Consider the following 20,888-nt stretch of genomic DNA (forward strand, 5'->3'; position numbering starts at 1 on the left):
ACCTACGGGCGCGCCTGCAGCCAGGCGTCGAACTCGGCCACGCCGAGCGGGCGGGCGAAGTGGTAGCCCTGGCCCTTGTCGCACTGCATGGCGGCCAGCATGCCCGCCTGTGCCTCGGTCTCGATGCCCTCGGCCACCGTGCGCAAGGCCAGGCTCTGCGCCACGCGCACGGTGGACTCGACCAGCACCCGGTGGTGCCGGCTGGTTTCCAGCTGGCTGACGAAGGAACGGTCGATCTTCAGCACGTCGACGGGCAGCTGGTGCAGGCTGGCCAGCGACGAATAGCCGGTGCCGAAATCGTCCAGCGCCAGCGTGAGCCCCAGCCGCTTGAGGTCGCGCAGGCGCGTCTGCACCGCGGCATCCTGCGCCGCCATGCTCTCCGTCACCTCCAGCTGCAGCTGGCCGGGCCGCATGCCGGTGGCTTCGATGATGGCGGCCACATCGTCGACGAGCGAGGGGTGCGGCAGCTGTCCGCGCGACAGGTTCACCGCCATCAGCGCCGGTGCGCGCGTGCCGTGCTGGCGCTGCCAGCGCATGAACTGCCGGCAGGCCTCGCGCAGCACGAAGGCCCCCACCTCGACGATGAGGCCGGTCTCCTCCGCGATGCCGATGAAGTCGACCGGGGACACCAGGCCGCGCACCGGGTGCCGCCAGCGCACCAGCGCCTCGACGGCTTCGACACGGCCGTTGCGCAACGACACCACGGGCTGGTAGACCACGAACAGCTCGTCGGCATGCACGGCACGCCGCAGCTCGTTCTCGGTGGCGCTGCGCTGGCGTGCCTGCTCGCGCAGCGCGTGCGCGAACTCCATCGCACGGTTGCCGCCTGCGCGCTTGGCCGCCACCATGGCCAGCCGTGCGTGGTACAGCAGGTCGCCCACGGTCTGCGCCTGTTCTGCCGCGTAGGCGATGCCGATGCTGGCCTGGCAACGCAGCGCCTGGCCGTCCAGCGTGTACGGTTGTCCGAGCGCCAGCAGCGCCCTGGCCGCCAATGCGCGGGCCGCCTGCGCGCCGGCGCCCGGCTCGGGCTCGAAGGCCACGGCGAACTCGTCGCCGTCGATGCGCGCGACCAGTGCCCGCTGCGTCATCGCCATCTCCAGCGGCGCCGGCACGGTCTCCTGCGGTTCGGCCGGTGCCGCATCCACCAGGGCCTGCAGCCGCCCTGCCAGCTGGGCCAGCACCGCATCGCCCGCGGTCTGGCCGACCGTGTCGTTGACATGCTGGAAGCGGTCGCTGTTGATGAACAGCAGGGCCAGCGGCCGCGCCTGTCCGGCGCCCTGCTCCAGGCGGGCCGCCAGATAGGCGTGCAGCGCCTGCCGGTTGGCCAGGCCGGTCAGCCGGTCGGTCTGGGCCGCGGCATCGACGCGCCGCCGCTGGCGCCGTTCGTCCTGCGTGGCGTCGTGCACCACGGCGGTCAGCCGCGTGCCGTCGGTGCTGAACAGGCTGAGCGCCAGGATGCGCTGGCGCGCCGGGTGCGTTGCAGCCGTGGGGCCGCCGCCCTCGAAACGCAGGCCTTCGCACAGCACGCCGCGCGGGCCGACCGGGCCGGCGGCCAGTCGGCGCACCTGCGGCACCACCTCCTGCAGGACATCGAACAGGTTGCTCAGCACCGCGTGGCGGGCCAGCGGCATGAGCAGCTGTGCGGCCATGGGATTCATCATGCGGATGCGGCCATCGGCATCGGCATCGATGAGGCCCACCGGCGTCTGGTAGAGGAACTGGATCAGCGACTGGAACGCGTCGCTGTCTTCCGGCACCTCGGGCGCTGTGGAGCCCGGCACTAGCGCTGCACCAGCACGTAGCGCCAGCGCAGCGCCGGATCGGCCAGCAGCCGCAGCTTGACGGGTGTCGGGCGCATGCGCAGGGTCAGCACATAGTCGATCGTGTCGTCCAGCGGGCGGCCCTGCTCCGCGGCGTCTTCGAACCGCTGCGCCACGAGAAAGTTGTTCATGCAGGGGGCGACCGACTCGAACAGGTGCTGTCCGACCACCCGCTCGGGCCGCAGCCCGGCGGATGCGGATTCCAGCTGGTTGTAGGTCTGCACGATGCAGTTGGCGTCGAAGCCGATCACGCCGAACGCCAGCCGGTCGATGTCGGTGCTTTCCAGTACCGCGGCGAGGTCCGGCGCGTCCATGGTGCAGGCGTGCCGCACAGCGGGGTGCTCTGTCGACACGCTCATCTGGCGCTGCGTGCGGGATGCCTCCGCGCCGCTCCAACGGGTTTCTCCAGGACCCAGGACGCAAGGCTCCCGGGCATTCGCACTTTCAGCATGCTGTAGCTCCCTCAAAGGCCCCAAGCCTACCGCCGGACACGGGTGTCCGTGCCAGTGGCGCGGAATTCGTGGTGTAGGACGCGGGCATCTCGGACCGTGGCAGCAGCTCCAGGGTGGCGCCGCTCAGCCGACCGCCGGCGCGGGCGGCGGCAGGCCCTGCGCGAAGAAGCGCGCCATCACGAGGTTGCGCTGCGCGATCGTCAGGATGCGCGCCGCCGTCTCGATGCGGTGGTGCGCCAGGTACGAGAAGTAGTAGGGCACGGCCGGCAGCGCGGGCCGCGCGTCCAGCACGCGCAGTGCGCCCGACTCCACATGGGCACGCGCGATGGAGACCGGCAGCACCGCGATGGCGTGGCCCGACAGCACCAGCGCGAGCATCAGCGACAGCGAGTTGCAGCGGCTGTACTCCTCGAACTCGCAGCCGCCCCCGCGCAGCCACTTGGTGACCGAGGTGTTGAGCGTGGAGGGCGGCGGGTTCGAGACGATGCGGCAGGCCAGCGCCTGCTCGGGCAGGAACGGCCCGGGCGGCAGCACGAGGTCGGGCGCGGCCAGCCACTGGTGCTCGGTCCAGCCGATGAAGCTGCTGGCCACCTTGGGCTGCTCGCTCTGGCCGGTGTGCAGCGCCACGTCCAGCTCGCCGTTGTCGATGCGGCGCAGCAGCTCGGCGCCGCCGCCCACCGTGAGGTCCACGCGCAGGCCGGGAAAGCTGTCCTTGAGCTCCTTCAGGATCTGCGGCATGCCGACGATGGCGCAGGACTCGTCCACGCCGATGCGGATCAGCCCGCTGATGCTGTTGCCCTGGTCGAGCCGGGCCATCTCCTGCGCCGAGGCCAGCACGCGCTCGGCATAGACCAGCGCGTTGCGCCCCTGGGGCGTGACCTGCAGGCGCTGGTTGTGCCGCTGGAACAGCTGCAGCGACATCTCCTCCTCCAGGTCCTTGATGCGGTTGGAGACGGCCGGCTGCGTGAGGTTGAGCTGCTTGGCCGCGGCATGCACTGTGCCGAGCCGCGCGGTCCAGACAAAGGCTTCGAGTTGGTGCAGGGTGAATCGCATTGATACAGGCCGCTTATCAAGCTTGCGCACAAATCATCAATATCTCCGGCGGGGGGTTGTGCCTAGCATGACCGCATTGTCATCACTGCGAAACAACGATGAGCTGCATCACCCTCGGGCCCCTGCCGCAAGCGATCGCGCCGCCCCTGCTCTCCCGGCTGCTGCAGGCCGAGCCGGCCACGATCGGCCACTTCCGCGACGACGGCTTCATGGACCCCGGCGTGCGGGCGATCGCCGGTGCGGCACGCCGCGCCGGCACCGCCGTGACGGTGCGCTGCGACGGCCTGGACGGCTCCATCCTGCACCATGCGCTGGGCCAGCTGCGGCCGGGCGATGTCCTCGTGGTGGACCGTGGCGGCGACGCGGCCATCGCCTGCATCGGCGGCGCCAGCGCACTGGCGGCCGCCCTGCGCGGCGCCGCCGGCATCGTCGTCGACGGCCTCGTGACCGACCTGCAGGAGCTGCGCGAGGCCGGCATCGCGGTCTGGGCGCGCGGCCTGGCCGCGCGCACCACGCGCGCCATCGGCCGCAGCGGCAGCTTCTGCGCGCCGGTGCAATGCGGTGGCGTCACGGTGCACGCCGGAGACGCCATCCTGGCCGACGAGAACGGCGTGCTGGTGCTGCCGCCGGCCGACATCGAGGAGGCCACCCACCGCGCCCTGGAACTGCAACGCCGGGAGATCGACACGCTGGCCCGGCTGCGCCGGGGCGAGCCCTATCCGCAGATCCTCGGCACCGTGCTGCACCACGGCCAGGGGGCGTGATCATGCGCCTCGCCGGCCCCGCCACCGCCGCGCTGTTCTGCGCCCCGACCACCCCCCTGCCCTTGTGAGGTTCGCCATGCCTTCCCGACTGCCTTCTCCCAGACGCCTGCTGCTCACCCTGCTGGCCGCCATCGCGCCGCTGGCCATGGCGCAGGACTACCCGAGCAAGCCGGTCAAGCTCATCGTGCCGTTCCCGCCCGGCGGCAGCGTCGACCTGGTCGCGCGGCTGCTCGGCAAGAGCCTGCAGGAGCAGCTCAGGCAGCCCTTCATCGTGGACAACAAACCGGGGGCCTCGGGCAACATCGGCGCCGAGTTCGTGGCCAAGTCGCCGGCCGACGGCTACACGCTGCTGGTCGGCAGCGCCGGCGTGTTCGCGGCCAACCAGCACCTGTACGCCAAGCCGCCATTCGACCCCGAGAAGGCCTTCGCGCCCATCATGCGCATCGTCGACCAGCCCAATGTTCTGGTCGTGCCCCCGGACTCGCCGGCCAGGAGCGTGCAGGACCTCATCGCGCTGGCCAAGGCGCAGCCCGGCAAGGTCAGCTTCGGCACCGCCAGCGTGGGCTCGGCCCAGCATTTCTCGACCGAGATCTTCATGCAGCAGGCCGGCATCCAGATGCTGCACGTGCCCTACAAGGGCGGTGCGCCGGCCCTGTCCGACCTGATGGGCGGGCAGATCGACATGGTCTTCGACACCTCGCCCACGGCCGTGCCCTTCGTCAAGAGCGGCAAGCTGCGCGCGCTGGCGGTGACGAGCGCGCAGCGCTCGCCGCTGCTGCCCGACGTGCCGACCATGCGCGAGGCCGGATTGCCGAACTTCGAGGTGGTGACCTGGACCGGCATCGCCGCGCCGGCCGGCACGCCGCCCGCCGTGGTCGGTGCGCTCAACGCGGCCATCAAGAAGGCACTGGGCGGGGAACTCGGCCGCCAGCTGGCCGAGACCTCGCTGATCCCGGTGGGCGACACACCGCAGGCGTTCAAGGCCTTCATCCACCAGGACGCGCAGAACTACGCACGCCTCGTGAAGTCGGCCAACATCACGCCGCAGTGATCACCGCGCCAGGTCGAGCGCGTACCGGGCCGGGCCTTGCCCGAGCCGTCGCCGGCCAGCAGCGCGTGTTGGCCAGGCCCGCGGCGCGCGCCGCGGCGGGGGCTGCGGCTGGGTGCGGATGGAGGCGATCGGCACGTCGCGGTTGGTGTCGGGCGCGGCCAGCAGCCTAGGCGCCGAAGCGCAGCTGGTTGGCGGCCAGGTAGGCGTCGCGCGAAGGAGGCAGGTGGGCAGCACAGAGGCGCACGAGCGTCGTGCGGTCGGCGCGCTGCAGCGCCTCGATCATCTGCCAGTGCTCGGCACGCGCCCGTTCGCGGTATTCGGGCGAGACCAGCGAGGCGAAGCGGATCGGGTGCGTCTGGCGCGCGTATTCGGTGATGGCCTGCTGCAGCACCGCGTTGCCGGTCAGCGCGAACAGCGCGCGGTGGAACAGCAGGTTGGCACGGAACACGCGGCGCGGATCCTGCGAGTCGACTGCAGCGTCGTGCTGCTGCTGCACCGCCACCAGCGCCTGCAGCTGCTCGGCCGGCACCGGCAGCGGGATCTGCCGCGCGGCCTCGGTCTCCAGCAGCTCGCGCAGCGCGTACAGCTGGGCCACCTCCTGGGCGGAGAAGTGCCGCACCAGCGCACCGATGTTCTTGCGCCGCTCCAACAGGCCCATGCGGTCCAGCGTGGCCAGGGCCTCGCGCACCACATGGCGCTTGGCGCCGAAGCGCTCGATCAGCTCGTCCTCGACCAGCCGCTCGCGCGGATGCAGGCGGCCGAAGACGATGTCTTCCTCCAGCGTGGCGACGATGGCGGCCAGGTCGTTTGCAGGCGGCGGCGCGGCATCGACAGCGGCCGTGTTGGCATCGGAATCGGGCGAAGGGGCCATCGTCGGCAAGGCGGGTCGGAGCGAACGGGCCCGGATTGTGGCGCAAGCCGCCCGGGCCGCCGGGCCGTCAGGCGGTGGGCGTCTTGCCGCGCCTTTGCGTGGCGCGCAGGAAGTCGAAGTCCACGCCCTGGTCGGCCTGGGTCACGGTCTGCAGGAACAGCTTGCGGTAGCCGCGTTCGGCGGTCGGCTCGACGACCGGGTGCGCCGCCGCCCGGCGCGCCAGTTCCGCGTCGTCGACCAGCAGCTCGATCGCGCGCGCCGCCACGCTCAAGCGGATGCGGTCGCCGCTGCGCACGTGCGCCAGCGGCCCGCCGACCGCGGCCTCGGGCGTCACGTGCAGCACGATGGTGCCGAACGCGGTGCCGCTCATGCGGCCATCGGAGATGCGCACCATGTCCTTCACGCCGGCCTTGGCCAGCTTCTTCGGGATCGGCAGGTAGCCGGCCTCGGGCATGCCGGGCGCACCCTTGGGCCCGATGTTCTTGAGCACCAGGATGTCGTCGGCGTGCACGTCCAGCGCCGGATCGTCGATGCGCAGCGCCAGGTCTTCGGCGTTCTCGAACACCACGGCGCGGCCTTCGTGTTCCATGAGCTTCGGGTCGGCGGCCGACTGCTTGATGATGGCGCCGCCCGGCGCCAGGTTGCCCCACAGCACGGCGATGCCGCCCTGCGGGTAGATCGGCTGGTCGAACGGGCGCACCACATGTTGCTTGAAGCCGGGGCCGGCGGCCTCCAGTTCCTCGCCCAGCGTGCGGCCGGTGACGGTCAGCGCATCCAGGTGCAGCAGCGGCTTGAGTTCGCGCAGCAGCGTGGCCATGCCACCGGCATCGTGGAAGTCTTCCATGTAGTGGTCGCCGGAGGGTTTCAAGTCCAGCAGCACCGGGGTCTCGAGGCCCATGCGGTCGAGCGCGTGCAGGTCCACGTCGAAGCCCATCCGCCCGGCAATCGCCGTCAGGTGCACGATGCCGTTGGTCGAGCCGCCGATGGCCAGCAGCACGCGCATGGCGTTCTCGAAGGCCTTGGCGGTCAGGATCTGGTCGATGCCCAGGCGCGCACGCGCCATGCGCACGGCCTCGATGCCGGTGCGCTCGGCCACGCGCATGCGGTCGGCCGTGACGGCGGGCGGCGAGGCCCCGCCCGGCACCGTCATGCCCAGCGCCTCGGCGATGCAGGCCATGGTGCTGGCCGTGCCCATCACCGAACAGGTGCCCACGCTGGCGACCAGCTGGTTGTTGACGTCGGCGATCTCTTCGGCGTCGATCTCTTCGGCGCGGAACTTGCCCCAGTAGCGCCGGCAGTCGGTGCAGGCGCCCACGCGCTCGCTGCGGTGCGAGCCGGTCAGCATCGAGCCGGTGATGAGCTGGATGGCGGGCAACCCGGCCGAAGCCGCGCCCATCAGCTGCGCCGGCACGGTCTTGTCGCAGCCGCCGATGAGCACGATGGCGTCCATCGGCTGCGCGCGGATCAGCTCCTCGGTGTCCATGGACATCAGGTTGCGCAGGTACATGCTGGTCGGCGCCGAGAAGCTCTCGTGGATCGACAGCGTCGGGAAGTCCATCGGCAGCCCGCCCTCCATGAGGACGCCGCGCTTGAGCGCCTCCAACAGCTGCGGCATGTTGCCGTGGCAGGGGTTGTAGCTGCTGCCGGTGTTGGTGATGCCAATGACCGGGCGCTCCAGCGCGGCGTCGGTGTAGCCCGCGCCCTTGATGAAGGCCTTGCGCAGGAACAGCGAGAAGCCACGGTCGCCGTAGCTGGTCAGGCCCTTGGACATGCCCTGCGCGGCATCGGCCGGGGCGGTGGGGTGGCTGGCGGCCGGCGCGGCGGCGGCGTCCGGGGAAGTGTGCGGTGGCTTGGACATGGGTCTGGACTCGGCGTGGGGAGGTCGGGGCAGTGTGCGGTGGATGGCCGCGGACGGGTCTCGGTATTGTCACCTATATTATTAATAATCTTCTCGACAAAAATCCGGGCGACCCCATTCGAACAGGACGCCCCATGCATGACATCCCGCCAATTGACCGACTGGCCCGACCGGCCCGCCGGCGCCGCCTGCTGACCGGCGCCGCGGCGCTGCTGCTCGCGTCCGCCGCACCGGCGTTCGCGCAGACTTATCCCGACAGGCCGATCCGCCTGGTCGTGCCCTACCCGCCTGGCGGCGCGACCGATGTGATCGGCCGCGTGGTCGGGCAGCAGCTGGGCACCGTGCTGGGCCAGAGCGTGGTGGTGGAGAACAAGGCCGGGGCGGCCGGCAACATCGGCGCGGCCATGGTGGCGCGCGAGAAGCCCGACGGCTACACCCTGCTGCTGGGCGCGCTGACCAGCCACTCGATCAACAGCGCGCTGGTCGGCCCGGCCGCGCAGTTCGACATGGTCAAGAGCTTCGCGCCGGTCTCCATCGTCGGCCGGGTGCCGCTGGTGGTGGTGGTGCATCCCGGGCTGAAGGCCAACGACATCGCCGAACTGGTGGCGCTGGCCAAGGGCCGGCAGCAGCCGCTGAGCTACGCGTCGTCGGGCAACGGCTCGCCGCAGCACCTGGCCGGCGAGATGTTCCAGCGCCAGGCCGGCATCAAGCTGCTGCACGTGCCCTACAAGGGCAGCAGCCCGGCGCTGACCGATCTCATGGGCGGCCAGGTCGACCTGATGATCGACACCGTGCCCGCGGCGCAGGCCTTCATCAAGAGCGGCAAGCTGCGCGCGCTGGCCACCGCCACGGCCGAGCCGGTGGCCACGCTGCCGGGGGTGCCGACGGCGGCCCAGGCCGGCCTCAAGGGCTTCGAGGTCAGCTCGATGTTCGGCATCCTGGCGCCGGCCGGCACGCCGGCCGCCGTGGTCGAGCGCCTGAACGCCGCTTTGAAGGACGTCATGGTCCAGCCCGCCGTGCGCGAGGGCCTGCTGGCCCAGGGTGCCGTGGCCGCCTACACCACGCCGCAGGAGGCCGCCGGCGCCATCGGCCGCGAGGTGGCGCAGTGGACCCAGGTGATCAAGGACGGCGCGATCAAGGCCGAGTGAGGCCGCGGCCGGGTCCAGGCGCCAGCGTCCGGCCGGTCACCGCGACAAATCGACGGCGTACTTGGACAGCCCCTTGCCCGAGCCGTCGTCGGCGGCCAGCAGCGAGATGTTGGCCAGGCCTGCGGCCTGGGCCACCGGCAGCGCCCCCGGCGCGCTGCTGAACACCACGGGACCGGCCGTCGCCACGGGCGTGAAGCGCCAGCTGCGCGCCGCGCCGTCGTTGCTGCGCGTGACCTGCGGGTTGGCGCGGATGTGGTTGATCAGCACGTCGCGGTTGGCGTCCGGCGAGGCCCAGATCGTGGCCGAGCCGTCCAGCTTGGGGATGAAGCTGGCGCCGCTGGTGGCGCGGTAGTTGTTGGTGGCGATCACGAACTCCTGCGCCGGGTCGATCGGCTGGCCCAGGTAGCGCAGGTTCTTGATGCGGCTGCCTTGGGCCTGCGTCACGTCGATCTCGTACTGGATGTCGGGCGTCGTGAACATGTCGAAGTTGTAGCCCGGGAAGCTGCTGATCAGCGCCTGCTCCGCGGTCGCCGCCGGGTCGATGCGGTTGAAGCGCTGCGCCGCGGCCTCCAGCCACTGCTGGATGTCGGCGCCGTTGACCTTCACCGCGTACACCGTGTTGGGGTAGAGATAGAGGTCGGCCGCGTTGAAGATGGCCAGCGCGCCGGCGGCCACGTCGGTGTAGTCGCCCGCGCCCTGGAAGCCGGACTTGAACGGCGCGCTGACCGACAGCACCGGCAGGCTGGCGTACTGCGGCAGGTTGGCCTGGATGTAGGCCGACACATAGCTCTGCTGCGCCGCGTTCACGATCTGGACCGCGCCCGGGTCGCCGACGTCGGCGAACAGCGTGCTCATGCGGAAGTCGGTGCTGCCGATGGGCTGCTGCACGTAGGCGATGGTGGCCTGGTGCGGCGCCTCGACCAGCGGCGCGATGCTGGCGTCCACGGCCACGTACTGCGCCGGGCTGGCCTGGGTCTGCGCCGCCGTCAACGTGTTGCGCAGCGCGCTCTTGTTGGCCGCCTTGTCCACGCTCCAGCGCGTGCCGTCCCAGCGCAGCGCCAGCTCGATGACGCCCAGTGACTTGCCCCAGGAGCTCGGCATCACGGCCGGCACGCCATGCACGGTGCCGGCGGCGTTGTCCACGCCGGGCTGGGTGTAGGCCGGGCGCGCGCCGCGGTCGGGGAACACGCCGTGCTGGTGGCCCATGACCAGCGCGTCGATGCCAGCCACCTGGGCCAGGTGCAGGCCGGGGTTCTCCATGCCCGGCGAGTAGCCCGCGCCGTCCATGCCGCCATGCAGCAGCGCGACCACGATGTCGGCGCCCTGCGCGCGCACCTCGGGGATGTAGCGCGTGGCCGCCTCGACGGCGCCTTCGACACCGACCTTGCCTTCGAGGAAGCGCTTGTCCCAGTTCAGGATGCCGGGCGTGGTGAAGCCGATCACGCCGATCTTGATCGGCAGCGCGACAGGGGTGCCGTCGGTGCGCCGGGCCTGCACCGTGCGCTCCAGCACCGCGTAGGGCTGGACCAGCGGCTGGTTCGATTTGCTGCTCCGGACATTGGCCAGCACCATGGCGAAGCCCGGGCCGGCGCACTTCAACGAGGCATCGACGCCATCGACGTTCAGGCCACCGCCCAGCACCCGGTTCAGGAACGGCAGGCCGTAGTTGAACTCGTGGTTGCCCAGCGTGCCCGCGTCGTACTGCAGCGCGCCCATGGCCTTGTACATGGCGTGCTGCTGCGTGCAGGCGATGGGGTTGACGACGGCCTCGTAGTCGGCCAGGGCGGTGCCCTGGATGGTGTCGCCGTTGTCCACCAGCAGCGTGTTGGCGAAGTCGCTGCGCGCCTGGCGCACCAGCGTGGCGGTGCGCTCGAAGCCGTAGGACGGATCGGCCGCGAGCTTGAAGTAGTCGTAGCTGCGGATGTTGTTGTGCAGGTCCGTCGTGGCCAGCACGGCCAGCGTGGCCTGGGCCGGCTGGGCAACAGGGGTCTCGGAGGCCGGATCGTCGCTGCCGCCGCAAGCGGCCAGCAGGGCCAGGACACCGGCAGTGCACAAGGCCATGGCGAGACGGGCGGGGCGGGGGGGGGGGGGGGGATGGAGCGTGGTCACGCCCCGGATTCTTGTGGGCCGCCTTGACAGCCCCATGACGTGATGTGACGGCGCGTTACAGGCTCAGCCGCCGCCGCGGGCACGCTCGTACAGCGGCATGACCTTGGGCAGGTTGCGCTCGATGCCGGTGATGCGCGTGCTGCCCGACGGGTGGGTGCTGAGCCACTGCGGCGGCGCGCCCTGGGCCGCAGCGTTCATCTTCTGCCACAGCGTGACGGCGGCCCGCGGGTCGTAGCCGGCACGCGCGGACAGCTCCAGGCCCACGAGGTCGGCGTCGGTCTCGTTCTCGCGCGAGAACGACAGCCCGATCAGCTGCACGCCGCCGCCCACGACGGTGCGGCCCAGCGTGCCCAGGCCCAGCAATTCGGAGAACACATTGGCGCCCAGGTTGGTGGCCGCGCTCTTGCCGGCCCGCTCGCGCGCATGCTCGCGCAGCGCGTGGGCAATCTCGTGGCCCATCACGGCCGCGACCTCGTCGTCGCTGAGCTTGAGCTGGTTCAGGATGCCCGTGTAGAAGGCGATCTTGCCGCCCGGCATGCACCAGGCGTTGACCTGCTTGCTGCCGATCAGATTGACCTCCCACTTCCAGTCCTTGGCGCGCGGGTTCCAGTCGATGGCATGCGGAATGATGCGGGTGGCGATGGCGCGCAGCCGTTGCAGCTGCGCGTTGTTGGCCGGCGCCAATGCGTTCTGCTGGGCCGCCTCGCGCAGCACCTGGCGGTACTGCTGCAGGGCCGTCGCCTCGATCTGGTCGGCCGATACCAGGCCGGTGAACACCGAGTTCTGGCCGACGCTCACGCCCTCGCGCTGCGCCAGCGCCGGGGTGCTCAGCAGGGCGCCGGCCAGGCCGAGCGCGACAAGGGTCTTGGAGGGCTTCATCGGGTGCTTCGCGCGGCCGGTGACAAAAGACCGCAACGTATTATTCCCAGATGACGTCGAGCCCGGCAAAGTCCGTAGAACTTGAGGCCGGTGCGGCCCCCTCCGCACCGGCCCGGCCCTCCTGGGCCGAGACCCTGCGCGTGTACCTGGAGCCGGCCACGCTGCGCATGCTGGCGCTGGGCTTCTCGGCCGGGCTGCCGCTGCTGCTGGTGCTGGGCACGCTGAGCTTCCGGCTGCGCGGGGCGGGCATCGACCGCACCACCATCGGCTACCTGAGCTGGGTCGGCCTGGCCTACGGCTTCAAGTGGGTTTGGGCGCCGCTGGTGGACCGCCTGCCGCTGCCGCTGCTGACGCGCTGGCTGGGCCGGCGCCGCAGCTGGCTGCTGCTGTCGCAGGCGCTCATCGTCGCCGGCCTGGTGGGCATGGCGCTGGCCGACCCGCGCGGCGGGCTGGAGCCGCTGGTCTGGTGCGCGCTGCTGGTGGCCTTCGGCTCGGCCACGCAGGACATTGCGCTGGACGCCTTCCGCATCGAATCGGCCGCCACCGACAAGCAGGCCGCGCTGGCCGCCGCCTACCAGACCGGCTACCGCCTGGCCATGATCTGGGCCGGCGCCGGCGTGCTGTGGATCGTCGCCGGTGCGCGCGTGCAGGCCAGCGGCTACGAGAACCCGGCCTGGACCATGGCTTACCTGGCGATGGCGGCGAGCATGGTGGTCGGCGTGCTGACGGTGCTGCTCTCGCGCGAACCGGTGCCGCGCGCCTTCCAGCCCGCGCGCAGCCCGGGCGAATGGCTGCAGCAGACGCTGGTCGAGCCCTTCGCCGACTTCTTCCGCCGCTACGGCTGGCAGGCCGCGCAGATCCTCGCGCTGATCGCCGTCTACCGCATCAGCGACGTGGTGATGGGCATCATGGCCAACCCCTTCTACGTGGACATGGGCTTTTCCGAGGGCGAAGTGGCCACCGTGAGCAAGGTCTACGGCGTGGTCATGACGCTGGTCGGCGCCTTCGTCGGCGGCGCGATGGCCATGCGGCTCGGCGTGCTGCGCGTGCTGATGCTGGGGGCCGTGCTCAGCGCGGCCAGCAACCTGCTGTTCGCCTGGATGGCCGGCCGCGGGCACGACCTGATGGCGCTCACGCTGGTGGTCTCGGCCGACAACCTGGCGGGCGGCATCGCCTCGGCGGCCTTCATCGCCTACCTGTCCAGCCTGACCAACGTGCAGTACTCGGCCACCCAGTACGCGCTGTTCAGCTCGCTGATGCTGCTGCTGCCCAAGTTCATCGCGGGCTTCTCGGGCCAGTACGTGGACAGCTTCGGCTACGCCAGCTTCTTCACCGGTACGGCGCTGCTGGGCGTGCCCGTGCTCCTGCTGGTCTGGCTGGTGGGCCGCCGCATTCCCGTCAAGCCGCGCACACCACCGTTTACTTAACTTTACGGGCGTGACAACACAGGTCGGCGCACGCGCCGCACCATGGCGCATCCAGGCCCTGCCTGCACAGAAAAACACCGATGACCACTCCTTTGCTGATGATCGAGGACGACACCCGGCTGGCCCAGATGGTGGGCGCGTACCTGGGCCAGTCCGGCTTCGCGGTGGAGCACAAGGCCACGGCCACCGAGGGGCTGGCGCGGCTGCAGCAGCCCGGCGGCCTGCCCGAGCTCGTGATCCTGGACCTGATGCTGCCCGACATGGACGGCCTGGAGGTCTGCCGCCGCATCCGCGCCGCCCAGGGCGAGATGGCGCGCGTGCCCGTGCTCATGCTGACCGCCAAGGGCGACCCGCTGGACCGCATCATCGGCCTGGAGCTCGGCGCCGACGACTACCTGCCCAAGCCCTTCGAGCCGCGCGAGCTGCTGGCGCGCATCCGCGCCGTGCTGCGCCGGCGCAGCGAAGGCGCCCCCGTGGCCACCCAGGTGCTGCGCTTCGGCTCGCTGGACATCGACCGCGACGCGCGCAGCGTGACGGTGGCCGGCCAGGCCTGCGAGCTGACGGCCTACCAGTTCGACCTGCTGGTGACGCTGGCCGAGCGCGCCGGCCGCGTGCTGAGCCGCGACCAGATCATGGAGGCCGTGCGCGGCCGCGAACTCGAGGCCTTCGACCGCTCGATCGACGTGCACATGGGCCGCATCCGCGCGGCCATCGAGGCCGACCCGAAGAACCCCAAGCGCATCGTGACGGTGCGCGGCGCCGGCTATGTCTTCGCCAAGCAGCAGGACTGAGGCGACGCCCAGGCGCCTGCCCGGCGTGCTGCAGCGCCTGTACGTGCGCATCTGGCTGTCGGTGCTGGCGGCCGTGGCCGTGCTCATGCTGCTGCTGGGCTGGGCCTGGCGCCTCACGACCGATCCGCCGGCGCGCACGGTGGTCGTGCAGAACATGGCCGGCGAGACCATCGGCCAGGGCGCCTGGCGTGGCTGGCGCGACCTGGACGGCAAGGTGCCCCAGCATTCCGACGGCGACAACGAGCCGCCCGACCCGGCCACGGTGGCCAAGTACGCCGAGTTCAAGAGCGGGCCGGAATTCCTGGTGCGCATGCAGGACGGACAGGAACTGGTGCTGCACATGCCGCGGCCGCCGCGCTCGATCTGGGGCCGCCCGCCGGACGGCTTCTTCTGGGTGCTGGGCATGGTGGGCATCGGTTGCGCACTGGTCATGTACCCGGTGGCGCGCCGGCTCACGCGCCGGCTCGAGCGGCTGCAGAGCGGCGTCGAGCGCTGGGGCGCGGGCGACCTGTCGGCGCGCGTGGCGGTGGGCGGTGACGACGAGGTCGGCTTCCTGGCGCAGCGTTTCAACACCGCGGCCGAGCGCATCGACCAGCTCATGCGCGCGCAGAAATCGCTGCTGGCCAACGCCTCGCACGAGCTGCGCTCGCCGCTGGCGCGCATCCGCATGGGGCTGGAGCTGATGAGCCTGGCGCCCACGCCCGAGATCCGCGACGAGATCAGCCGCAACATTGGCGAGCTCGACCAGCTCATCGACGAGATCCTGCTGGCCAGCCGGCTCGACGCGAAGGAGGCCGACATGGGCACCGTCGAGGAGGTGGACTGGACGGGCCTGACCGCCGAGGAATGCGCGCGGCTGGACGTGGCCTTCGAGGCCGGTGCAGAGGACGGCAGCGATGCCGCCCCGGTGCAGGTGCGCGGCGTGCCCAAGCTGCTGCGTCGCGCCGTGCGCAACCTGCTCGAGAACGCGCGCCGCTACGGCCGTGGCGAGGTCAGCGCCAGCCTGCAGCACGATGGCCGCCAGGCCGTGCTGCGCGTGTTCGACCGCGGGCCCGGCGTGCCGCCGGCGCTGCGCGAGCGCATCTTCGAGCCCTTCTACCGCCTGCCGGGCGCCAGCGAGAGCAATGGCGGCGTGGGCCTGGGGCTGGCGCTGGTCAAGTCGATCGCCGAGCGCCATGGCGGCTCGGCGCGCTGCGAAGGGCGCGAGGGCGGCGGGGCCTGCTTCGTCATTGCGCTGCCGGACGCGGCCTGAAACTGCGCATGCCTGGAGACGCGGACGACTCCAGAACATGGGTCGCCCTGGAAGTTCGCCGCTGACATCGGTCGGTGCGTAATCGAATCTTCGAAAAGGCGATGTTGCCGAACGAAGTGATTTCCACGGCCTGAACCAGCGTCGCTGACGCAGAGTGCGCTGGGCTCCAACTGCGAACGCGCTGATCGACCTGCACCGCGACGAAGCCATCGTGTTCGCCGCAGGCCATCCTGTAGATGGCTCCGTTCAGCGTATCGTCGAACGTCCGTCCGAGGTGCCGAGATTGAGGGATATGCAGCGCCTTCGCCCCACGCCGCAAGGAAGCTGCAGCCTTGAATTGTCAATCCCGTTTGGCAGTGAAACCACCGATCATTCCCCAGTTTGAATTGGATCCGCTGGCCGTGTAGGTTCTTGCAACACCACTCACTTCGCTTGCCGCGGGACCATAGAAGCGCCCAGAAACCTCAGTATTGGCGTTCGACGGCAGGACACATCGAAACATGCCTGTTGCCATGTCGACGTTCGCAGTGCATGTCAGCGTACTGACCGGGCCTTGTGGATTTCCAACATCATTGGACTCGCTGTGGGTGCTGGGGCCTCCAATGGGTTGGAAATGGACGATGCTGTATGTACTGACTACATCAACATTCACGGTGGCTGTCTGGCTACCTGCGTCGAAGGTGATACGAACAGGCCCGTAGTTTGAATACATTCGATCCCAGGCAGGAAATAGATATTGCATCCCCGCCAGACCACTATATTGCGTCAAACCGCTGGTCGGTATCTCACTTGGGCTCGTCGGACTTCCATAGGCATAGGCACCCCAGAACGTGGGCCGGCCAGAAAAATATCCCGAATGTGCAGACCCTACGTAAGACCACAGTGCAAAGGTGCTGTAGACAGCGCCATAGCTCGCCAGATTGTGGTCGACGACCCACCATGATTTTTGCAAGACCGTATTGGGTGAATTCGGATCGTCGACATCGGCAAAATCGCTGGCGTGCCTCGTCACCGGAATGCCTGCCAATGGAGTGGTCAGGGTCCGCGCATTGATCAGAAACAGGTTTTCGTTCAATGTCGAGCCATTCACTGGATCTCTCGCACCGGTGATCGAGAACCCCTGCCTGTGCGCCTTGGTGAGATCGAAACCGTTTGCGGCAATAGAAGGCTGAAACCACTGCGGATCAGCCGGCACAAGGTACCCCAAGCTTGAATAATCTGTGTACCGGCCTGCGTTGGCCATCAGCACCAGCCCCGGCAAAGCAGCATCGGCGATCGAAGCCACTGGCGCATAAGTTGGGGCTGGGGCTGGTGCAGGGCTTGGGACTGATGGCGGGGCCGGGACTGGTGCCGGGGCCGGGACTGGTGGCGGCGCGGGCACTGGCGGCGGGGCCGGCACTGGTGGCGGCGCTGGCACTGGTGGCGGCGCTGGCACTGGTGGCGGCGCTGGCACTGGTGGCGGCGCTGGGACTGGTGGCGGCGCTGGGACTGGTGCTGGTGCTGTTCCCGGGGCAGGAGCCGGGGCATTCTGGGATTCTTCACTGTCACCACCACCGCCACACGCTGCCAGCAACACAGCGCATAGCGTCAATGAGGAGAGCTTCAGTTTGCTGACATCCACTCGTTCACATTTGCTCACTCACTTCTCCTGTTTTAATAAGCTCGATCCTGTTGTTGTAACGCCATTCGTTACAACTTAGCGGCGGGCGATCATGCCAGCAGCTGGATTGCATCCGTGCGCATTCTTCATTTGTTTTGCGTACACGTCGCCTGCCGGGAAGCGCGCCGAAGCTCTCTCTAGAGAGCAGTCTTAATTCACAGGGTCGGTTGACGCCATGCACCCGAACAACGGCCGCCGGCAGCAGACGCGGGCGGGCTTCCACAACGCCAAATGGCCACGCCCGATGTCATCTACTGCACATGCGACGGCTGCGTGGCGCGAGGCGGTGCCGCTGCCGCAGCTGGCCAAGACCCTGCCGATGCCAGCGGTCGCGGAGTCCAGCGCGGCGACGCCTTCCTGCAGCGCAACGACACCAAGGGCCCGGTAGCCACCAAACTGCGCCAGCAGTAACTCCGAAGGCGCGCGTGCCCGCAGCGTGCACGCCGCGCCGCGCGTGGGCCAGCCAAGCGAGGCGTCTGGGCCGATTTCGATCCCTGAGCGAGCCTGGATCAGCCCTGCGCCTGCAGGAACGCCGGCTGCGGCCACTCCAGCAGCTCGGCCGTGCGCGCAACGACCCAGTTCGCCTCGGGCGGCTCGACACCGCTGCCGTCCTGCAGCAGGCCCATCCAGCAGCGCCGCAGCACCTCTTCCTTGGAGAGGTCGTGCCGGTGCTCCAGGCTGTCGCACAGCGTGGTCATCTGCACGGCCATGTCTTCGCACCAGTCGTGCCGCGCCTCGACGTGGGCGCGCGTTGCGGTGGGCCGGCCGTTGGCGGTGTACAGGGCCATGAAGGCGGCGGGAATGACGGTCTGGTTCGGGTCTTCCATGGGGCGACGAGTATGCGCCACCGCTGCAGCGGCGCGGCGCCAGCGGCCAGGCTTCCATAAGCGCGTCGTATGCAAACGCAACGCAGGCTGGCGTTCCCAGCAGGGCACCGGCTTCAGATACTGGGGCAGCCGCGCACCGCGGCCCCCCACGGAGACAGCATGCACCCCTTCTTGAACCGCGCCCTGGCCACGGCCCTGGCCAGCACCCTGGCCTGCAGCGCCGCGCTGGCACAAGCCCCGGCCGCCTGGCCCACCAAGCCCATCCACCTGATCGTGCCGTTCTCGGCCGGCGGCGCGAACGACCTGATGGCGCGCTCGGCCGCCGAGGGCGCCAGCAAGGCGCTCGGCCAGCCCGTCATCGTGGAAAACAAGCCGGGCGGCGGCACCACGCTGGGTGCCGATCTGGTGTCCAAGGCGGCGCCGGACGGCTACACCTTCCTGGCGAGCGCGGCCGGCGTGATCTCCAACAGCATGATCAAGAAGCGCATGCCGTACCAGGATGCCGACCTGGTGCCGGTCGCCATGATCGGCCTGGCGCCCTCCGTCATCCTGGTGCCGGCCGACGCGCCCTACAACACGCTCAAGGAGTTCATCGCCGCCTCGCGCAAGGGCGACGGCTTCCACTGGGCCACCGCGGGCACCGGCAGCACGCCCCACTTCGTGGCCGGCGTGCTGCAGACGAAGTACGACACCAAGCTGGACATCGTGCCCTACAAGAGCGGCTCGGAGTCCATCACCGCGGTGCTGGGCAAGCAGGTCGAGGCAACGTCGGAGGCCAGCATCGTGGCCATTCCCTATCTCAAGAGCGGCAAGCTGAAGGCGCTGGCCGACACCTGGACAGCCCGCATCTCGGCCTACCCCGATCTGGCCACGGCCACCGAGCAGGGCTATGGCGAACTGCGCATCGCGCACTGGGCCGGCGTGCACGCGCCGCGCAACACGCCGCCGGCCATCCTCGACCGGATGGCCGCCGCCATCGACGCGGCGATGAAGACGGCCGAGGTGGCCAACCGCCTCAAGGGCATGGGCATCGAGCCCATCGGTGGCACGCGCGTGACTTTCGAGAAGTTCATCGCCGACGAGCGCGCGCGCCTGGGCGCGGTGGTCAAGGCCACCGGCATGAAGGACGAGTGAGGTGGCGCAGGCGGACATCGGCGCGGTCGACAGCCACGCGCACGTGTTCGTGCGCGGGCTGCCCCTGGCGGCGCAGCGCCGCCACGCGCCCGACTACGACGCCACGCTGGCCGACTACCTGGCGCTGCTGAACGCGCACGGCGTGTCGCGCGGGGTGCTGGTGCAGCCCAGCTTCCTCGGCACGGACAACCGCTTCCTGCTCGCGGCGCTGCGGGCGGCGCCGCAGCGCCTGCGCGGCGTGGCGGTGGTCGATCCCGGCATCGCCGAGGCCGACCTGCAGTCGCTGGCTGCTGTCGGTGTCTGCGGCATCCGCCTGAACCTGGTCGGCCTGCCGCTGCCCGCCCTGTCGCAACCGCCCTGGCAGCGGCTCCTGGCCCGCGTGCGTGCGCTGGACTGGCACGTGGAAGTGCACCGGCCCGCGCACGACCTGGCGCTGGCCGCACAGCCGGTGCTGGATGCGGGCTGCCGGCTGGTGGTCGACCACTTCGGGCTGCCCGGCCCCGCCGGCATCGCCGGCTGGCTGCTCGGCGCCGCCGCGGGCGGGCGCACCTGGGTCAAGTTGTCGGCGGCGTACCGCAGTTGGCCACAGGCCGATGGCGCACCGGCGCGCGCCGCCGCACAGGCGCTGCTCGGCGCCTTCGGCGCTGGGCGGCTGCTGTGGGGCAGCGATTGGCCGCACACGCAGCACCGCGAGCAGGTGGACTACACCCAGGCCCATGCCGCGCTGGCCGATTGGGTGCCGGACGCCGCAGCCCGGCGCCGCATCCTGGTGGACACACCGGCCGAACTCTTTCAATTCGAACCTGGAGACGAACATGCACCCTAGAACGCACTGGATGCGCGCCCTGTGCGCCGCGGCCCTGGCGCTTGCCAGCGTGGCAGCACAGGCGCAGGCCTGGCCGGCCAAGCCCATCAAGCTGGTCGTGAGCTACCCGCCGGGCGGCACGCTCGACGCGGTGGCCCGCATCCTGGCCACGCCGCTGTCGCAGCGCCTGGGCCAGCCGGTGGTGGTGGACAACCGCGCCGGCGCGGGCGGCGCCATCGGTGGCGACCTCGTGGCCAAGAGCGCGCCCGACGGCTACACGGTGCTGCTGGACGCGTCCAACCACGCGCAGAACCCGGCGCTGCGCAGCAAGATGCCGTTCGACACGCTGCGCGACCTGGCGCCGGTGTCGCTGCTGGTCAAGGTGCCCAACGTGCTGGTGGTGAACCCCGCCACCTCCATCAAGACCGTGCAGGACCTCGTCGCCCAGGCCAAGGCCAAGCCGGGCGAGATCAACTTCGCGTCCTCGGGCAACGGCTCGGCCCAGCACCTGGCGGCCGAGCAGTTCAGCGCCATGGCCGGGGTGCGCATGACCCACGTGGCCTACAAGGGCGGCGGCCCGGCGCTGACCGACGTGATGGCCGGCCAGGTGCCGGTGTTCTTCGGCAGCCTGGCGTCCAGCCTGGCCTACATCCAGGGCGGCAAGCTGCGCGCCGTAGCCGTCACGGGCAAGGCGCGCGCGGCCGTGCTGCCGCAGCTGCCCACGGTGGCCGAGGCCGGCCTGCCGGGCTACGAGGTCTACGAGTGGAACGCGGTGTTCGTGCCGGCCGCCACGCCGGCCGCCGTGACCGAACGCCTGTCGAAAGAGCTGGCCGCGGTCCTGCAGGATCCCGAGGTGCGCAAGCGGCTGGAAGCGACAGGCGCCGAAGTCATCGGCTCCACGCCGGCCGAGCTCGACGCGTTTCGCCGCGCCGAACTGACCAGGTGGACCAAGCTGGCCAAGGACAACAAGATCCAGCTGGACTGACG

Annotated in this window: 19 protein-coding genes; 10 read left to right on the top strand and 9 right to left on the bottom strand. The window is 70.2% G+C overall.

Annotation, left to right across the window (positions count from 1 at the left end; genetic code table 11):
* Positions 1 to 2: 2 nt before the first annotated feature.
* The 3 genes from DES41_RS17285 to DES41_RS17295 all read right to left on the bottom strand — a co-directional run bounded on the left by DES41_RS17285 (position 3) and on the right by DES41_RS17295 (position 3,325).
* The gene (locus DES41_RS17285) at positions 3 to 1,781 is read right to left on the bottom strand and encodes a putative bifunctional diguanylate cyclase/phosphodiesterase (RefSeq protein ID WP_245965747.1); all 1,779 of its coding nucleotides are present in this window, start codon (positions 1,779 to 1,781) and stop codon (positions 3 to 5) included.
* On the bottom strand, positions 1,781 to 2,179 hold the full coding sequence (locus DES41_RS17290; RefSeq protein WP_245965748.1) for a phosphonate transporter: 399 nt from the start codon (positions 2,177 to 2,179) through the stop codon (positions 1,781 to 1,783). The genes DES41_RS17285 and DES41_RS17290 overlap by 1 nt, the downstream gene beginning before the upstream one ends.
* A 216-nt stretch (positions 2,180 to 2,395) precedes the next feature.
* Positions 2,396 to 3,325 (bottom strand): LysR family transcriptional regulator, encoded by a 930-nt coding sequence (locus DES41_RS17295; RefSeq protein WP_114468878.1) that lies wholly within the window; start codon positions 3,323 to 3,325, stop codon positions 2,396 to 2,398.
* Between the two features lie 98 nt (positions 3,326 to 3,423).
* Between DES41_RS17295 and DES41_RS17300 the strand changes: the two genes are divergently transcribed.
* On the top strand, positions 3,424 to 4,089 hold the full coding sequence (locus tag DES41_RS17300) for an RraA family protein (protein ID WP_114468879.1): 666 nt from the start codon (positions 3,424 to 3,426) through the stop codon (positions 4,087 to 4,089).
* 76 nt (positions 4,090 to 4,165) lie between these two features.
* Positions 4,166 to 5,140, top strand: coding sequence for a Bug family tripartite tricarboxylate transporter substrate binding protein (locus tag DES41_RS17305; protein ID WP_114468880.1), 975 nt, complete (start codon positions 4,166 to 4,168; stop codon positions 5,138 to 5,140).
* Between the two features lie 166 nt (positions 5,141 to 5,306).
* Here DES41_RS17305 and DES41_RS17310 read toward each other — a convergent pair whose 3' ends face one another.
* Both DES41_RS17310 and DES41_RS17315 read right to left on the bottom strand, forming a co-directional pair.
* Positions 5,307 to 6,011, bottom strand: coding sequence for a GntR family transcriptional regulator (locus tag DES41_RS17310; protein ID WP_114468881.1), 705 nt, complete (start codon positions 6,009 to 6,011; stop codon positions 5,307 to 5,309).
* Between the two features lie 67 nt (positions 6,012 to 6,078).
* On the bottom strand, positions 6,079 to 7,782 hold the full coding sequence (locus tag DES41_RS17315; protein ID WP_245965768.1) for an IlvD/Edd family dehydratase: 1,704 nt from the start codon (positions 7,780 to 7,782) through the stop codon (positions 6,079 to 6,081).
* Between the two features lie 221 nt (positions 7,783 to 8,003).
* Here DES41_RS17315 and DES41_RS17320 point away from each other — a divergent pair, with 221 nt between their 5' ends.
* Entirely contained in the window at positions 8,004 to 9,017 is a 1,014-nt protein-coding gene (locus DES41_RS17320; protein WP_114468883.1) for a tripartite tricarboxylate transporter substrate binding protein, read from the top strand.
* A gap of 36 nt (positions 9,018 to 9,053) precedes the next feature.
* Here DES41_RS17320 and DES41_RS17325 read toward each other — a convergent pair whose 3' ends face one another.
* Together DES41_RS17325 and DES41_RS17330 are read right to left on the bottom strand one after the other, a co-directional pair.
* Entirely contained in the window at positions 9,054 to 11,078 is a 2,025-nt protein-coding gene (locus DES41_RS17325) for a bifunctional 2',3'-cyclic-nucleotide 2'-phosphodiesterase/3'-nucleotidase (RefSeq protein ID WP_245965749.1), read from the bottom strand.
* Positions 11,079 to 11,189: 111 nt separating this feature from the next.
* Entirely contained in the window at positions 11,190 to 12,005 is an 816-nt protein-coding gene (locus tag DES41_RS17330; protein ID WP_114468885.1) for a M48 family metallopeptidase, read from the bottom strand.
* Between the two features lie 50 nt (positions 12,006 to 12,055).
* Here DES41_RS17330 and DES41_RS17335 point away from each other — a divergent pair, with 50 nt between their 5' ends.
* The 3 genes from DES41_RS17335 to DES41_RS17345 all read left to right on the top strand — a co-directional run bounded on the left by DES41_RS17335 (position 12,056) and on the right by DES41_RS17345 (position 15,475).
* Positions 12,056 to 13,432: an AmpG family muropeptide MFS transporter gene (locus DES41_RS17335; RefSeq protein ID WP_114468886.1), complete on the top strand. Its 1,377-nt coding sequence runs from the start codon at positions 12,056 to 12,058 to the stop codon at positions 13,430 to 13,432.
* An 80-nt stretch (positions 13,433 to 13,512) separates the two neighbouring features.
* Positions 13,513 to 14,223: a response regulator transcription factor gene (locus tag DES41_RS17340; protein WP_114468887.1), complete on the top strand. Its 711-nt coding sequence runs from the start codon at positions 13,513 to 13,515 to the stop codon at positions 14,221 to 14,223.
* Positions 14,198 to 15,475 (top strand): sensor histidine kinase, encoded by a 1,278-nt coding sequence (locus DES41_RS17345; protein ID WP_114468888.1) that lies wholly within the window; start codon positions 14,198 to 14,200, stop codon positions 15,473 to 15,475. Before DES41_RS17340 ends, DES41_RS17345 begins: the two co-directional genes overlap by 26 nt.
* A gap of 340 nt (positions 15,476 to 15,815) precedes the next feature.
* Here DES41_RS17345 and DES41_RS38440 read toward each other — a convergent pair whose 3' ends face one another.
* The gene (locus DES41_RS38440; protein ID WP_170168183.1) at positions 15,816 to 16,760 is read right to left on the bottom strand and encodes a HupA family protein; all 945 of its coding nucleotides are present in this window, start codon (positions 16,758 to 16,760) and stop codon (positions 15,816 to 15,818) included.
* An 11-nt stretch (positions 16,761 to 16,771) separates the two neighbouring features.
* On the opposite strand from DES41_RS38440, the gene DES41_RS38770 reads away from it, so the two are divergent.
* The gene (locus DES41_RS38770; protein ID WP_211332998.1) at positions 16,772 to 17,089 is read left to right on the top strand and encodes a hypothetical protein; all 318 of its coding nucleotides are present in this window, start codon (positions 16,772 to 16,774) and stop codon (positions 17,087 to 17,089) included.
* A gap of 555 nt (positions 17,090 to 17,644) precedes the next feature.
* Here the strand turns inward: DES41_RS38770 and DES41_RS17355 are convergent.
* The gene (locus DES41_RS17355) at positions 17,645 to 17,962 is read right to left on the bottom strand and encodes a hypothetical protein (protein ID WP_114468890.1); all 318 of its coding nucleotides are present in this window, start codon (positions 17,960 to 17,962) and stop codon (positions 17,645 to 17,647) included.
* Positions 17,963 to 18,121: 159 nt separating this feature from the next.
* Between DES41_RS17355 and DES41_RS17360 the strand changes: the two genes are divergently transcribed.
* Genes DES41_RS17360 through DES41_RS17370 form a run of 3 tightly spaced genes read left to right on the top strand, consistent with a single transcriptional unit; the run spans position 18,122 to position 20,886 of the window.
* Entirely contained in the window at positions 18,122 to 19,096 is a 975-nt protein-coding gene (locus DES41_RS17360) for a tripartite tricarboxylate transporter substrate binding protein (protein WP_114468891.1), read from the top strand.
* Position 19,097: 1 nt separating this feature from the next.
* The gene (locus DES41_RS17365; RefSeq protein ID WP_114468892.1) at positions 19,098 to 19,922 is read left to right on the top strand and encodes an amidohydrolase family protein; all 825 of its coding nucleotides are present in this window, start codon (positions 19,098 to 19,100) and stop codon (positions 19,920 to 19,922) included.
* Complete coding sequence (locus tag DES41_RS17370) at positions 19,912 to 20,886, top strand: tripartite tricarboxylate transporter substrate binding protein (RefSeq protein ID WP_114468893.1); 975 nt, start codon at positions 19,912 to 19,914, stop codon at positions 20,884 to 20,886. Before DES41_RS17365 ends, DES41_RS17370 begins: the two co-directional genes overlap by 11 nt.
* Positions 20,887 to 20,888: the final 2 nt, after the last annotated feature.

The sequence above is a fragment of the Pseudorhodoferax soli genome (assembly GCF_003337555.1).
Taxonomy (GTDB): Bacteria; Pseudomonadota; Gammaproteobacteria; order Burkholderiales; family Burkholderiaceae_C; genus Pseudorhodoferax; species Pseudorhodoferax soli.

Excerpts from the sequence above, each read along its gene's own strand:
- DES41_RS17295 (WP_114468878.1), bottom strand. The coding sequence starts at position 3,325 with ATGCGATTCACCCTGCACCAACTCGAAGCCTTTGTCTGGACCGCGCGG.
- DES41_RS17325 (WP_245965749.1), bottom strand. The coding sequence starts at position 11,078 with ATGGCCTTGTGCACTGCCGGTGTCCTGGCCCTGCTGGCCGCTTGCGGC.
- DES41_RS17310 (WP_114468881.1), bottom strand. The coding sequence starts at position 6,011 with ATGGCCCCTTCGCCCGATTCCGATGCCAACACGGCCGCTGTCGATGCC.
- DES41_RS17345 (WP_114468888.1), top strand. The coding sequence starts at position 14,198 with ATGTCTTCGCCAAGCAGCAGGACTGAGGCGACGCCCAGGCGCCTGCCC.
- DES41_RS17355 (WP_114468890.1), bottom strand. The coding sequence starts at position 17,962 with ATGGAAGACCCGAACCAGACCGTCATTCCCGCCGCCTTCATGGCCCTG.
- DES41_RS17300 (WP_114468879.1), top strand. The coding sequence starts at position 3,424 with ATGAGCTGCATCACCCTCGGGCCCCTGCCGCAAGCGATCGCGCCGCCC.
- DES41_RS17290 (WP_245965748.1), bottom strand. The coding sequence starts at position 2,179 with ATGAGCGTGTCGACAGAGCACCCCGCTGTGCGGCACGCCTGCACCATG.
- DES41_RS17360 (WP_114468891.1), top strand. The coding sequence starts at position 18,122 with ATGCACCCCTTCTTGAACCGCGCCCTGGCCACGGCCCTGGCCAGCACC.
- DES41_RS17320 (WP_114468883.1), top strand. The coding sequence starts at position 8,004 with ATGCATGACATCCCGCCAATTGACCGACTGGCCCGACCGGCCCGCCGG.
- DES41_RS17340 (WP_114468887.1), top strand. The coding sequence starts at position 13,513 with ATGACCACTCCTTTGCTGATGATCGAGGACGACACCCGGCTGGCCCAG.
- DES41_RS17305 (WP_114468880.1), top strand. The coding sequence starts at position 4,166 with ATGCCTTCCCGACTGCCTTCTCCCAGACGCCTGCTGCTCACCCTGCTG.
- DES41_RS17315 (WP_245965768.1), bottom strand. The coding sequence starts at position 7,782 with ATGTCCAAGGGCCTGACCAGCTACGGCGACCGTGGCTTCTCGCTGTTC.
- DES41_RS17335 (WP_114468886.1), top strand. The coding sequence starts at position 12,056 with ATGACGTCGAGCCCGGCAAAGTCCGTAGAACTTGAGGCCGGTGCGGCC.
- DES41_RS17370 (WP_114468893.1), top strand. The coding sequence starts at position 19,912 with ATGCACCCTAGAACGCACTGGATGCGCGCCCTGTGCGCCGCGGCCCTG.
- DES41_RS17330 (WP_114468885.1), bottom strand. The coding sequence starts at position 12,005 with ATGAAGCCCTCCAAGACCCTTGTCGCGCTCGGCCTGGCCGGCGCCCTG.